We start from the raw sequence: 14,525 nt of genomic DNA on the forward strand, positions 1-14,525 counted from the left end.
TTTTCTAATGTGCGTGTTACGTCATCCATCAGGATGATTTATCGGGTTGCGCCATCATCCGTTTCTTACCCGATTTTATCCAATAAGCGACTGCCAGAACGATGAACCAGAGTGGCGTAACCAGCAATGCCTGCAATGTATCCGGCTGCAAGGTTAGCAATACTAATACGCAGGCAAAAAACGCCAGACATACCCAGCACATCACTTTCCCCCAAGGCATTTTGTACGTTGAGGTGGCATGCAGTTCCGGCCGGGATTTACGGTAGGCCAGATAGGAACAGAGAATCATGCTCCAGATAAACATAAACAGGATGGCGGATACCGTCGTAACCAGAGTGAAGACGGTCATGACATTTGGGATCAGGTAGATCAATACGACGCCTGAAAGCAGGCAAATACAGGAAAACATCAAGCCGGCCGAGGGTACGGCGCGTTTGGAAAGAACACCGAAGCGATGAGGGGCATCCCCTTGTTTAGCCAGGCCGAACAACATGCGGCTGGTGGAGAATACGCCGCTGTTGGCGGAAGAGGCTGCGGACGTCGTCACAACAAAATTGATGATGCTGGCTGCTGCAGGCAAACCCACCAGCATGAACATATCCACGAAGGGACTGCGATCGGCGGCGATATGACGCCATGGCGTCACCGACATAATCATGAGCAATGCAAATACATAAAACATGATGACCCGGATGGGGATGGCATTAATGGCGCGAGGGAGTACAACCGTCGGATTTTTGGTTTCCGCTGCGGTAGTGCCTACCAACTCAATGCCGACAAACGCGAAGACCGCTATCTGGAAACCGGCGAAGAACCCGCTGATACCTTTTGGAAACATCCCTTCGTCCTGCCACAGATTGGCAAAAGAAGCCACGAGACCTGCCGGGGATGAGTGATGCATGACAACCAATGTCGCACCGATGGCGATCAGGGCGACGATGGCGATGATTTTTATCATCGCAAACCAGAATTCCATCTCACCGAACAATTTAACCGTCGCCAGGTTGAGCGTCAGCAGCAGCAGTACGCACAATAGAGAGCTAATCCATTGAGATAATTCAGGAAACCAGAATTGCGCATAGGCGCTGATGGCGACGACATCGGCTATCCCTGTAACGACCCAGCAGAACCAGTAGGTCCAGCCAGTGAAGAAACCTGCCCACGGGCCAAGCAGATCCGCCGCGAAATCGCTGAAGGATTTATAGTTCAGGTTTGAGAGCAGAATCTCTCCCATTGCCCGCATCACGAAGAACAACATGAAACCGATGATCATGTAAACGAAGATAATCGATGGCCCCGCCAGACTGATGGTTTTGCCTGAGCCCATGAATAAGCCGGTGCCGATAGCACCGCCAATCGCGATAAGCTGGATATGTCGGTTAGTCAAATTTCGGCGTAGCCCGTTATGTTCGGCGCTTTGGGGTGTTTGTGTATGATGTTGGTCTGTCATGTCGTGTGATTTCCTGCTTTATGTTCTCGTTGTCCATGCCTGCAAATAAAAGGATGCCGGTGAAGGTATCAGCTGCAGGAGTATAGACTTTGAATAATTTATTCTTATGGCTGAGTGTGTTTATAATCAGCAGCGAGTGAGACGCAAGTAGTGCGGTGAAAGACGTCAGGTGTAGCGCGGGATGGTTTCGTCTTCCGGCGCTGGAACAACTGGAGCGCTGGGTATAAACAGGACTTATATGGCCGGCAAGCCTAACAAAAATGAGGATATGCAACAATCCTATTTTGATATCCGCATCGGCAAAAAATAATACGAACTGTTTGACAGATGGCATTAATAAGGGAATAATCCGTCCCCGTTGGGTCGTTAGCTCAGTTGGTAGAGCAGTTGACTCTTAATCAATTGGTCATAGGTTCGAGCCCTATACGACCCACCAACACACTTCTTTATCTGCAATATTCTCTTCCGTTTTTTAAAAAGTAATTCCTTGTTATTAATTCGTGCTTATTCTCTCCGAATAGATTCTTGGTATTTGGTTTATTTCAGAATAACTAATTTTATGTAATTAATTTCGTTACTCAATGGAAATTAACGCGTGTTCCGTGGAAATTACGCTGCCTGATATTTAACCAGGCAGTATTGAATCATCAGGGATGTTAAATAATGTGTTGATGCTTTAATTAATTACGATACATTGTTTTTATTTGTTTGACGGTGTTGCTGAATATGGCAGATTGAGTTGGTTCTTCCAATTGAGAAATGTATTTATCCATCGTAATCATTATCTTACCTGCATCAGCCTGGCCGATGGATTTCAGCATCAGGGTCAGCATAACTTTCAGACAACTGACTTCATGAGCTAGCGTCTCTGCTGATGCTTCTGTGGTGAAATCGCAATTGTTCATCATTTTCTCCTAAGGAAGACTGTGGCACAGTAGCTGGTAACATATTGATAGATATACATACACGACCGGCTACATAACAAAAAGACAAGTTACTATAACCGATTTGTCTAAATTTGTGTTTGGCAAAATAAACGTATTCCGCCGTGGGTGTGTATCTTTTCTGAAGATTGTGTAATAAGTCCGCAGTAATAACGGAACGATACTTTAGGTTGTAAAGTTGCTTTAAATGCGTCCGATTGGAAACATTGCAATTTTCATATGGATATTTTCTGATGGGTGTATTATTTATATAAAATGGTCGCTGGAAGTTGTTCTGAACGGCGACATAACTGAAAATTGATTTAATGGATTGCCTGAAGTTGCAGTTTTTGGTAATCTATTGATTATATTGATTTTTTTATTTTGGGATGGTTTTACTATCCATTTCTCTAAAAACCAGGTTTGAAATGTGAATACTGTGATGGAGGCTAGTTCGCGGTTGATACCAGAGCGGTATCATTCAAAGACTTAGAAAACATTACCACACGGTAGAATAAAATACACTTTTAATTGGAAAGTGTATTCATTGTTTTTTAAACCATATAGTACACCTGCAACAAGCTTCGGCTGTAAGTGTTACTTTCTTTTTGGAGAACTGTTCTTTGATTAGCGTTTTTCTTGTTGATGACCATGAATTGGTGCGGGCAGGGATACGGCGCATTCTTGACGATATCAAAGGCCTCAAAGTGGTCGGTGAGGCGCAGTGCGGTGAAGATGCGGTAAAATGGTGCCGTACCAATAGTGTTGATGTCGTCTTGATGGACATGAGTATGCCCGGAATTGGCGGCCTTGAGGCTACCCGCAAAATTGTACGGTTCTCTCCAGAAGTGAAGGTTATCATGTTAACCATTTATACGGAGAATCCGTTGCCTGCCAAAGTGATGCAAGCAGGTGCTGCTGGCTATCTCAGTAAGGGCGCGACGCCGGAAGAAGTTATCTGTGCGATTCGTTCCGTTCATGCTGGTAAGCGCTATATTGCCTCGGACATTGCACAGCAGATGGCATTGAGTCAGCTTGAACCACAAACTGAAACACCACTGGAGTGTCTGTCCGAGAGAGAATTGCAGATCATGATGATGATCACCAAAGGGCAGAAAGTGACGGAGATTTCCGATCAGTTGAATCTCAGTCCTAAAACGGTTAATAGTTATCGTTATCGAATGTTTAATAAATTGAACATAAATGGTGATGTTGAGTTGACCCATCTGGCAATCCGTCATGGGCTCTTTAACGCGGAGACATTGATCAGTAGTGAATGAGTGTTTTGATGCCCAGGCTTTCATGAAGACCGTGACCAGTCAGCCTGGGGTTTATCGCATGTATGACGCCAGCAATACGGTTATCTATGTTGGTAAAGCCAAAGATCTAAAGAAGCGCCTTTCCAGTTATTTTCGAACACATGTAGCCAGCCGAAAAACAGAGGCTTTAGTCAAAAGTATTCGCCAGATCGATGTCACGATTACGCATACTGAGACGGAAGCATTGTTGTTAGAGCATAACTACATTAAACGCTATCAGCCTCGATATAATGTTCTGCTGCGAGATGATAAATCTTATCCGATGATTTTCCTCAGCGGTGATATTCATCCCCGCTTATCAATCCATCGTGGGGCAAAGCATGCGAAAGGTGAGTATTTTGGCCCATTCCCGAACGGTAGCGCAGTTCGTGAGACCTTACTTTTGCTACAAAAATTATTTCCGATACGGCAGTGCGAAAATAATGTCTATCGCAATCGTTCGCGCCCTTGCCTGCAATACCAGATCGGTCGCTGCCTTGGCCCATGCGTGGCGGGATATGTGAGTGATGACGAGTATCAGCAGCAAGTTGATTATGTACGCCTTTTTTTATCTGGTAAGGATCAGCAGGTGCTTGAGCGGCTTGTTGACCGCATGGAAAATGCAAGCCGGGAACTAAAGTTTGAAGAAGCTGCCCGTATCCGTGATCAAATTCAGGCGGTACGTCGTGTGACGGAAAAACAGTTTGTCTCCGGCCATGGGGATGATCTTGACGTAATAGGTGTTGCATTTGACGCAGGGATGGCGTGTTTGCATGTGTTGTTTATTCGTCAGGGCCAGGTGCTGGGGAGCCGCAGTTATTTCCCCAAAGTGCCGGGTGGGACAGCATTGGGGGAAGTGGTTCAGACGTTTGTCGGGCAGTTTTATTTACAAGGCAGCGGGGCCCGAACCTTACCGTCAGATGTGTTGTTGGATTTTTCATTGCCCGATCTTCAACTGCTTGCCGAGTCGTTATCGACGATAGCCGGCCGTAAAATTAGTATCCAGTGTAAACCTCGGGGTGATCGGGCGCGTTATCTCAAACTGGCTCGTACCAATGCCCATACGGCATTAGTGACCAAATTATCTCAGCAATCGACGGTTCAGCAGCGGTTAGCGGAATTGTCCAGGATATTAGGTTTGGGTGATATCAAACGCATGGAATGTTTTGATATCAGTCATACTATGGGCGAGCAGACCGTGGCATCCTGCGTTGTCTTTGATAGTAATGGCCCATTACGTTCGGAATATCGTCGCTACAATATTACAGACATTACCCCTGGCGATGATTACGCGGCGATGACCCAAGTTTTGAAACGTCGCTATGGCAAATCGCTCGATGATAGCAAGATTCCAGATGTGGTTGTCATTGACGGAGGGAAAGGCCAGCTGGCCCAAGCCAAAGCGGTTTTTGAGTCGTTACAAGTTCCCTGGGATAAAACAAAACCATTGCTGCTGGGCGTTGCGAAAGGAAGCGATCGCAAAGCGGGATTGGAAACGCTGTTTTTAGACACTACAGGCGAAGGGATGGCGCTGCCGCCGGATTCCCCGGCCTTGCATGTCATACAACATATCCGCGATGATTCTCATGACCATGCAATTAGCGGCCATCGCAAAAAACGCGCCAAAGTGAAAAGTACCAGTGCGCTTGAGACTATTGAAGGCATTGGCCCCAAGCGCCGTCAGATGCTGTTGAAGTATATGGGGGGGCTGCAACCGCTGATGAGCGCGAGCATTGATGAAATTGCCAATGTCCCGGGAATTTCGCATGCGCTGGCAGAAAAAATTTTCCATGCATTGAAACACTAGGGGCAATGTAGCAACATACTTACCACATTCACTTTTTAGGCCTGACAGTTCTTGAACGCTATGCAATTTAATATACCTACATGGCTGACCCTGCTTCGTGTTGCCCTGATACCTTTCTTCGTTCTGGCGTTTTATCTGCCGTTCAGCTGGGCTCCCGTGGTTTGTGCAAGTCTCTTTGTTTATGCTGCTGTAACTGATTGGTTTGATGGTTTTCTTGCCCGGCGCTGGAAGCAGACTACAAGGTTTGGCGCTTTCCTTGATCCGGTTGCGGACAAAGTATTGGTGGCCGTTGCACTGGTACTGGTCATTGAGCATTATCACTCATGGTGGATCAGCCTCCCTGCCGCCACCATGATTGCCCGTGAGATTATCATCTCTGCATTACGCGAATGGATGGCGGAAATCGGTAAACGCAGTAGTGTCGCTGTTTCCTGGATCGGGAAAGTCAAAACCATGGCGCAGATGGTCGCGCTGGTGGGGTTGCTATGGCGGCCAGACCCATGGGTAGAGATCGCTGCGGTAGGGGCACTCTATATCGCTGCTGTGCTGACATTCTGGTCAATGTTCAACTACCTTAAAGCCGCACGACACGATTTGCTTGAACATTAGCTCTCTGCGTTAAAACAAAGCAGGTGATGGGATGCAAGGGACTCGTTTGTTGACTAGCGAGCTCTGGTCAGTAGCGTGCGGCGCATTAACAGCGTATTTGATTCAGAGTAATATGAACTGCATCAATATGTTAGTAACGCGGGAATAGCTCAGTTGGTAGAGCACGACCTTGCCAAGGTCGGGGTCGCGAGTTCGAGTCTCGTTTCCCGCTCCAGTTCTCTTCTATAGACGTCGACCAAAGTCCGTACTCCATCGATTCGGCAGAGCTTAGGCTCTTTTAGGTATCTAGTAAGCACCACCGTCGTCTCTCTATCAACCACGTCCAGGTAGCGCATGATTCAGAACGTGCAATACGGTTGTGTTGCCGTGCGCATTGTTGGCGAAATTCCCCCGGCATGAACAGTAAATATCTTCTCACGGTAAGTGTAAGTATCCCGCTAAACCGAACCTGTAGTGTTATATCTCCAGCAGACTTCAAGTGGTAAGCATGTTGCGGCGTTCGTTCATTCGAATCACTTACTTGAGTAAGCGCATCGGGATTTACCCATTTGCCGAGCTATAAGGCGCTGCATACGTCTTGTCCTAAAGAACTAACGCCTGGCGTTGCTCAACACGCCAGCCGGTTGTCCTGCAACTCGAATGATTTAGGGTATAGATAAGAATGCGCAGGCTATTTAATAAACATGCTACACTTCCGAAAATTATCAGATTTGTTACATGTCGGATCAGATAGCTGCTGTGATCCCGTATGTTAAACCCTTGTTATAGGGAGCTAATAATTAATTTATGTATTAATAAAATTAATATAATTGGAGTTTGAAAGAGGGTAGAACAACGGGCGTATCAATGCAAAGTTCGTTTTTAACTTTCTTATTTAAAATAATGAGTTATTAATTAGTAAACAAAGATTATTGTTCTGTCTGGCTAGATCGTTGTTAGCAGGAGTCACTTGCTACGAAGAATATTTGGTGTGATTTATGAAGAAAATCTACAGTAACGTGCACTAACAATAGGGAGATAGTAAAGGTTTTTATGTCGCAGATAAAACAGAACTTAACATTAACAATATGCAAACGATTAACCTTTAGAGTTAACAACTTTTTATTTTTTTCTGGTTGTAATTTTACATACTAATAGGTACAAAAATGAAAGCTAAAGACACGTTGATAAAGACAATGCAGGAACTGTTGTGGACAAAGGGATACTCCAATACGAGTCCTAAAGAAATACAGAAGGCATCCGGTGTAGGACAAGGCAGCATGTATCACCACTTTAAGGGGAAAGCTGACTTGGCGCGCCAGACCATCCTGCGTAATGCAGAGGAACTGCAACAAGAAATCGCTGGTATTTTGCACACGGAAAAAAGCGCACGTGAGCGTATTGGAAACTACTTGCAGCGAGAGCGTGACATTCTTTCCGGGTGTCGTATGGGGGGGTTGGCGCAGGATAGCGAGATTATCCGCGATGATTCACTCCGTGAGCCTATAGCCCAAAATTTTGAATGGTTGATTGGCGAGATAGAGAGCGTACTTGAAGCGGGCAAAGCGTCAGGGGAGTTTTCTGCCGAGCTGAATGTTAAACATACAGCATTAACACTGATTTCAGTCATGCAAGGAGCATTTGTGATTGCCCGGGCTACACAGTCCGAAGCGTATTACAAACAGGCTATTGCTGGAGTGATTGAAATGCTGAGTTAAGAGTCATACAGATCTTATGGAGAAGAGAAAGTGAATAACGATTTGCCCGTTACCATGAATTTGTTTTCATTAATTAAAGACATTGATGCCGTTAAGTGGGAGACCCACAGTACGCTGGATCGTAAAAATGCACGTATTTTTGATATTTTCCATGATGATTCGGGGCAACGTATCTCGTTGGTACATTGCGCGCCGGGAGCATCAGCAAAATCTCATCTTCATAAAGGGCATGAAACGTTTCTCATTCTTGATGGGTCATTCGAAGATGAAAATGGTGTCTATCTTCCGGGGGATCTAGTTTGTTATGCGCCAGGTAGTCAGCATGCCTGGCGTACACCACAGGGCGCCTTGATATACGCAACATGGGGCGATCGCGTTGAATCAGGATTAACAGATACTGCAGCATGAAATCAATTCTAACTCAGGCTCGAATCCTGTATTTGACCGAAGATCCGCACAAAATCACGGCGCAGTTACAGGGGGAAACGTTCACGTTGTCATCAGCTCAGCCTTTACGTAATGACATTTCAACGGATGAAATTACCCCCATCCCAGCACTAGCCTATTATGACGAGCGCCTGGGGAGCTTTGTCTGGACTGGCTTAAAATGCTCAAATGAGAATCCCATTCGGAAAAACGCCGTTATAAATGCGGGTGTTAATGTTGTTGTTGGGGGCTTGCGTTATGGAAAAGGTTCATCCAGGGAGCACAGCCCGGTAGCGGAAAAAGCAGCAGGTATACAGCTTGTAATTGCAGAGAGTTTTGAGCGTATTTACCGGCAAAATGCGGATAACATCGGCCTGTTAACGTCTACGGATATGGGGCTGCTTGCCCGACTTGAACGGGGTGATGTCGTTACCATTGAAGACATCATCGCCGGGCGGGAGGACACTTCTCGTCAGGTTCTTCAATGTGGAGGTCTTCTCCCTTGGTGGAAAGCACAATTAAACCAGTATGGTTTGCCGCAGTTGGTTGGTACTGAATTAACAGAAAAGAGGATGACATTGTGCGAGAAAATCATCGCCAGACATCTGCTTACAGGTATTCATTCTTCAGGAAACGCATTACATCTGCGGCCGGATTGGCGTTTTATTCATGAATATTACACCGCCATGTGTGGCCACATGTTAAAGCGAACCTTTGGGGATAACCTGACACTTTGGCAGCCTGAGTCGGTGGTTACTTTCGAAGATCATTTACCTTACATGCATCAAAGTAAGGTGCATGTTGAGCAGAAACTGACGGGTGATCTTGAGCATTTGTTGGATGCTCATCGTGCTTTTACTCAGCAGTGGCGGCTGACTGCACACCGTTACAACCTGGACGGTGATGGGGCCGAAGGTATTTCGCATGCACTCATGGCGGAGCGCTATGCATTGCCGGGCCAAATTATTATTGGTACTGACTCTCATACACCACATTGTGGTGCGTTAGGGTGCCTGGCGATTGGTGTTGGTAGTACAGACATGGCTGCCAGCATGGTAACGGGTGTGTTTCGGCTGATGTCTCCTGATAGTGTTCGGGTTGTTTTTACCGGAAGATTGCCTGAAGGAACCGGTGCAAAGGACATGATCCTTCAATTGCTGTCTACAGAATGGATCCGGCAAGGGAATGGCATTGGTAAAGTTTTTGAGTTCTGCGGCGATACGATTGAGCGATTATCCATTGATGATCGTATCACTTTAACGAATATGGTGGCTGAACTTGGGGGGGTATCCGGCCTGATTGCACCAGACAGTAATACTGTTAACTTTTTGAAAGAACGTCGTGGTATCCATTTTACTCTTGAGCCTTGGATGCACAGTGATGAAGGGGCAAGTTATGCCGCGGTGATAGAAATTGACTGTCGGGAATTGTCGCCGATGGTTGCTTCTCCAGGGGATCCGGGTAATGGTCTGGCACTATCACAACTCACTGAGCCTGTAAAAATAGACATCGCTTATGGCGGATCTTGTACGGCAGGAAAACGGGATGATTTTGACGAGTATCACAAAGTTCTTCACTGGGCAGTACAGAAAGGGAAGAAGATCCCGTCGGACGTCATGTTATACCTTCAGTTCGGTACTATGGATGTTTATGAATATTGTCACGAGCGAGGATATTTAGAGACATTTAAAAACGCAGGTGCAATTTTATTAAAGCCGGCTTGTGGTGCATGTGCGAATTGCGGGCCCGGTGCCTCTTTTAATAGTAACCAAGTGACGATTAGCGCTATTAATAGGAATTTTCCAGGGCGTTCTGGTCCGGGAAAAGTTTGGCTCGCCAGCCCATCAACGGTGGTTGCCAGCGCAGTAAAGGGTGAAATAATATCCTTTAATGATTTAAGAATGCTATATCCTACATAATTCGAGTTGCAGGACAAATAGTTAGCATGTTGAATAACGTCTGGCGTTCGCTTTTTAGGGCAAAGCTGATTAAGCGTCTTGTCACGCGGCACGTCAGTGAATGCCGGTACACTTATTCAAGTAAGTCATTCGAGTGAGCAAATGCTACCAATGCGCCTGCAACTTGAAGTATGACGGATATATATAGGGTATATGTATATATAGGGTATATATAGTTGATTTGTTAATTATCATTTCATTGACAGGATGCAAGAAATCATGAAACCTTTTTATCATTTCTCAGATGAAGAGAATAATCAATTAACACATTTTTTAAGTCAGAACGCAGTAAACCCATACACCCATTATCAAGAGTTTAAATTAACAATAAATGAGTTGTGTCAGTCCCGCAAAGTACCTGGATTTTTTATTGATATCTGTAATTCAATTAAACATGAAAGACATCATGGTATCAGTGATGTGCATGTTTTGCGTAACTGCCCTCGTGATATTAATGTTCCCGCATTGGATCCGGATAATCCGCTTGAAGATAAATATAAAAAGAAAAAAACGTTTATCGGCGAAGCACTACTAGAAACATTTGCATTGCTTACCGGCACACCGCTTCTGGCGTATGGTAGCCGCCATAATGGGGACTTTTTTACAGATGTAGTAGCAATTCGTAAATATAGTGGGCAATTAACCGGTTTCAGTGACAGTGAACTGGTTTATCACAATGACCGTACTGCTCATGCAGTTCGTGCCGATTTTGTTACGTTGCTTGGCCTGCATTGCCCGGATGAAGAACTGATTTTTACCGGCTACATTGATGGAAAGTCATTAATCAAGCATTTGTCTGAGGAGCAACAGACGGCACTGCGCCAGCCTTGGTATCGCACGGAGTTTGATGTTTATTCTCGTGAAACAAATAGTCGTCAAATCAGCTCTCCAGATCATGCAATCCTTAAAAATCACCACAGTATTCGCTATCTGGACACACTGACTCATGTGGCACCTGGGGCGCCGGAGCAGGCAAAAGATGCGCTGATAGCATTTATGCAGGCGATGACAAAAGCGGATAAGCAACGTCATAGGATTATTCAGGGTGATCTTCTTGTTTTCGCGAATCAGGATGGGCTACATAATCGTGAAAAAATAGATATCCAGAATAAAGAAAATGCTGCTCGTCGATGGTTATTGAAAACATACGCTTTTCGTGATCAAAAAACGGCGGAGCAATACCAGGCTTATTGGGCTAAAGGGATGTTTGGTCTGGTTGAGGATTAATTATCTAACGAATTAATACCACTCCCATTATTATTAATAAGTAGATGACGAATATGAGAAGCGTAGCCGATCGTGTAAAACGTATAGGCCTTTCTGAAACCTATGCGATTCTTGATAAAGTTAAAAAAATGAAAGCCGAAGGGCATGTCGTTTATGATCTCGGCGGCGGTGAACCCGATTTTTCCACACCTGAGCATATAATAAATTTTACTGTGTCAGCCATGAAAAATGGCATGACGCATTATACAGCCAGTAAGGGTTCCCCAGGACTGCTCAAAGCAATAGCTAATCGTTTATTTGAAGAGAATCATATCTCAGCGTGCTGGGATAAAAATATTATTGTTACGCCTTCTGCCAAGCATGCATTGTTTATTACATTAATGACATTACTTAACCCTGGTGATGAGATTGTTATTCCATCGCCTTGTTGGGTGAGTTATATCGCAATGGCGGAAATGGCAGGCGCAAAAGCGGTTGATCTACCTTTAACTCGTGAAAATAAATATCAAATAACACGTAAAGCATTGGCTGCCTGTATTACTGATAAAACACGGGTATTGCTGTTAAATAATCCCAATAACCCGACTGGGCACATCCTTACAGAAGAAGAAATACAGGTTATATGCCAGGTCGCGCTGGAACATGATCTTTTCGTTGTCATGGATGAAATTTATGAACATATCCGCTATATCACTGCGCCGCACCGAAGTATTGCGGCGGAGCCGGGCATGTTTGAACGCACTATAACGGTTAGCGGCTTTTCTAAAGCCTGGGCAATGACGGGGTGGCGTCTGGGGTATCTCTGCGCCCCGGAATACGTGTTGAATGAAATACTCAAGGTTCAGCAACACAGTGTCGGCTGTGCCGGCGCATTTATTCAGCAAGGTGGATTAGCTGCGCTGATCGGGGATCGTCAACCGATGGAGGATATGGTTAAGGCGTACCGAAAACGTCGGGATTATATGGTTGACAGCCTGAACAGGATCCCTGGCATCGAATGCTATGTGCCGGAAGGCGGACTCTATGTCTATGCCGATATTCGCGGTCTTGGCATGGGCGACGCACAAACATTCACCCTCTGGTTACTTGCCCATGCCCATGTTGCCGTGACCCCAGGAACCGCCTTTGGTAAAGAAGAAACCATGATGATCAGGTTATCTTTTGCCGGTGCCATGGAAACCATTGTTGCGGCGATGGATAGCATCGCCGAAGCGATAACGGAATATGACGCATCGCTGCAACAGGAGGCATCATGACGACGCCTCTGCGTATTGCCATTATCGGCAACGGGCCTCGGGCACTCTCTGTTCTTGAGCGTCTTGCCGTGAGATTACAAAAGCAGCCTGAAGCGGCCGTTGATATTCACTATATCGATAAGCAGCATCCGGAAACAGGGAGGATCTGGCGTCGGGATCAGGATGACTGTTTTGTCATGAACACCGTTGCTGAAGAGGTGTCGGCTTTTTCGGGCGCAGGTGATGCTGAGAATGCCAGGCCGGGTTGCGGCCCTTCTCTTGCCGTCTGGTGGAAACAGACTCGTGATGATTTTCCCGGCGATAATACCTGGGCCCCGCGAGCACTGTATGGCGAATATATGCAGTTTGTGCTGGGCTGCATTAAACAATCGCTCTCCCCCCAGCAGCGCTTTTTACCCCGGCAGGCAGAGGTCGTCGACATTGTTCCTGACGGCGAACAGCATGCCACCTTGCATTTTAAACAGGGTGAAGATGTTGTCGTCGATCGCGTCGTTCTGGCAACGGGTCATCCCAAAAATCGTCTTTCAGCGCAAGAACAGCAATGGCAGCGCTTTGCTGAAAACCACCCTGAACTGTGTTGGATTCAGGGGGACTCCGCAGCGGATATGCCGTTGAAAGACATTCCGGCTGGCAGTCATGTCGGAATTATTGGATTGGGGTTGTCGTTTCTGGATGTGATGGCGGCCTTAACAACGGCCAGAGGCGGTAAATTTACAGAACAGCCTGATGGCACTCTGCGTTATATCCCTTCCGGGCATGAACCGCAGTTAATCGCCGGTTCCCGGAGTAGCTTGCCTATTCCGGGGCGTGGGCGTAACCAAAAACACCCTAATTTTCGTTATAACAGTGTGTTGTTTACTGCCGAGCGTGCTGAGGCGCTTGCCCTTAGAGGGCGCATTGACTTTGACAAAGACGTGCTGCCTTTGCTTATGGCTGAAGTTAATCTGACCTGGTACGCGACGGCAATTCGTCAGCGTTATGGGGTGACGGCAGAAAGTGAATTCCGCCAGTATATCCAGTCATTACCTGAAAATGACTTTGCCGATATCCCGCATATTGCGCGTAATTTTGGTATTACAGATTTGCCCGCGCTGGATATTTATCAACTTGCCGACCCATTCAGCCAGCGCCGGTTTACTTCCGCAAGCCATTTCCATGCAGAACTGAAGCATCTTTTGATGAGTGATTATCAGGAAGCCGAGGGGGGAAATGTTGATAACCCCTTAAAGGCAGCCTTGGATACATTACGCGACACACGGGGTCTTGTCCGCAAAGTCGTTGATTTTGGCGGGCTTACACCGTCCTCCTTTCGAGATGCCTTCCTCCATCGTTACTCCCCTGTAAGCGCTTTGCTTTCCGCGGGGCCGCCTCGCTATAGAACCCGGCAAGTGCTGGCATTGATCGATGCAAATATCCTGCATGTCGTTGGGCCGAACATGACGATTTCCTGTGATAGCGCAGCGGGACGTTTTGCGCTGACCTCCCCCCAGGTTGAAGGCGCCGTGTGGCATGTGCAAACCCTGCTGGATGCAAGAGTACCCGCACAGGATCTGGCCAGGGATCTGTCACCGCTCACCCAGGCGCTGTGCCGCCGCGGCATATGGCAAGACTTTACGCTGAACGATGGCGAAACCCAGGTGGTGAGTGGTGGTGTTGCAGTCACCCCCGCACCTTTCCATCCCATCAATGCGCAAGGTGAGGCCGTCCGGCAACTCTATGTGATTGGCATACCCAGTGAACATACAAGGTGGTTTATGTCCGCCGGGAGCAGTCGTCCAGGCTACTGGACGGATTTTATTTGCGATGCAGATGCTATTGCAGAACACATTCTGACCGCACTGCCTGTCACCCAGAGAGCAAATCAGGAATAAGGC

Annotated in this window: 12 protein-coding genes and 2 tRNA genes; 12 read left to right on the forward strand and 2 right to left on the reverse strand. The window is 46.5% G+C overall.

From position 1 onward, the window contains the following. Positions 1-28 precede the first annotated feature (28 nt). Positions 29-1,450 (reverse strand): D-serine/D-alanine/glycine transporter, encoded by a 1,422-nt coding sequence (gene cycA / locus DPA2511_RS07440; RefSeq protein WP_012765066.1) that lies wholly within the window; start codon positions 1,448-1,450, stop codon positions 29-31. 181 nt (positions 1,451-1,631) lie between these two features. On the opposite strand from cycA, the gene DPA2511_RS24085 reads away from it, so the two are divergent. Continuing rightward, positions 1,632-1,760 (forward strand): hypothetical protein, encoded by a 129-nt coding sequence (locus DPA2511_RS24085; RefSeq protein ID WP_023638228.1) that lies wholly within the window; start codon positions 1,632-1,634, stop codon positions 1,758-1,760. A 50-nt stretch (positions 1,761-1,810) separates the two neighbouring features. After that, positions 1,811-1,886, forward strand: a tRNA-Lys gene (locus DPA2511_RS07450). A 244-nt stretch (positions 1,887-2,130) separates the two neighbouring features. Here the strand turns inward: DPA2511_RS07450 and DPA2511_RS07455 are convergent. Continuing rightward, complete coding sequence (locus DPA2511_RS07455; RefSeq protein WP_012765067.1) at positions 2,131-2,355, reverse strand: DUF2594 family protein; 225 nt, start codon at positions 2,353-2,355, stop codon at positions 2,131-2,133. A gap of 641 nt (positions 2,356-2,996) precedes the next feature. On the opposite strand from DPA2511_RS07455, the gene uvrY reads away from it, so the two are divergent. The 10 genes from uvrY to DPA2511_RS21280 all read left to right on the forward strand — a co-directional run bounded on the left by uvrY (position 2,997) and on the right by DPA2511_RS21280 (position 14,522). Continuing rightward, complete coding sequence (uvrY, locus tag DPA2511_RS07460; protein ID WP_012765068.1) at positions 2,997-3,653, forward strand: UvrY/SirA/GacA family response regulator transcription factor; 657 nt, start codon at positions 2,997-2,999, stop codon at positions 3,651-3,653. Then, positions 3,646-5,478 carry an excinuclease ABC subunit UvrC gene (gene uvrC, locus DPA2511_RS07465; RefSeq protein WP_012765069.1) on the forward strand — a complete coding sequence of 611 codons (1,833 nt, stop codon included), beginning with the start codon at positions 3,646-3,648 and terminating at the stop codon, positions 5,476-5,478. Before uvrY ends, uvrC begins: the two co-directional genes overlap by 8 nt. Before the next feature lie 60 nt (positions 5,479-5,538). Then, positions 5,539-6,087 carry a CDP-diacylglycerol--glycerol-3-phosphate 3-phosphatidyltransferase gene (gene pgsA, locus DPA2511_RS07470; protein WP_012765070.1) on the forward strand — a complete coding sequence of 183 codons (549 nt, stop codon included), beginning with the start codon at positions 5,539-5,541 and terminating at the stop codon, positions 6,085-6,087. A gap of 138 nt (positions 6,088-6,225) precedes the next feature. After that, positions 6,226-6,301: transfer RNA gene (locus tag DPA2511_RS07475), tRNA-Gly, on the forward strand. Between the two features lie 931 nt (positions 6,302-7,232). Next, positions 7,233-7,784, forward strand: coding sequence for a TetR/AcrR family transcriptional regulator (locus tag DPA2511_RS07480; protein WP_012765071.1), 552 nt, complete (start codon positions 7,233-7,235; stop codon positions 7,782-7,784). A 30-nt stretch (positions 7,785-7,814) separates the two neighbouring features. Further along, a complete protein-coding gene (locus DPA2511_RS22725) occupies positions 7,815-8,192 on the forward strand; it encodes a cupin domain-containing protein (protein ID WP_012765072.1) in 378 nt (125 codons plus the stop codon). Next, positions 8,189-10,129 (forward strand): aconitase family protein, encoded by a 1,941-nt coding sequence (locus tag DPA2511_RS07490; protein WP_012765073.1) that lies wholly within the window; start codon positions 8,189-8,191, stop codon positions 10,127-10,129. Before DPA2511_RS22725 ends, DPA2511_RS07490 begins: the two co-directional genes overlap by 4 nt. Before the next feature lie 258 nt (positions 10,130-10,387). Continuing rightward, complete coding sequence (locus tag DPA2511_RS07495) at positions 10,388-11,395, forward strand: TauD/TfdA family dioxygenase (RefSeq protein ID WP_012765074.1); 1,008 nt, start codon at positions 10,388-10,390, stop codon at positions 11,393-11,395. A gap of 53 nt (positions 11,396-11,448) precedes the next feature. Continuing rightward, positions 11,449-12,651, forward strand: coding sequence for a pyridoxal phosphate-dependent aminotransferase (locus DPA2511_RS21275; protein WP_012765075.1), 1,203 nt, complete (start codon positions 11,449-11,451; stop codon positions 12,649-12,651). Next, complete coding sequence (locus tag DPA2511_RS21280) at positions 12,648-14,522, forward strand: FAD/NAD(P)-binding protein (RefSeq protein WP_012765076.1); 1,875 nt, start codon at positions 12,648-12,650, stop codon at positions 14,520-14,522. The genes DPA2511_RS21275 and DPA2511_RS21280 overlap by 4 nt, the downstream gene beginning before the upstream one ends. Positions 14,523-14,525 lie beyond the last annotated feature (3 nt).

The sequence above is a fragment of the Musicola paradisiaca NCPPB 2511 genome (genome assembly GCF_000400505.1).
In the GTDB taxonomy this organism is placed as follows: domain Bacteria; phylum Pseudomonadota; class Gammaproteobacteria; order Enterobacterales; family Enterobacteriaceae; genus Musicola; species Musicola paradisiaca.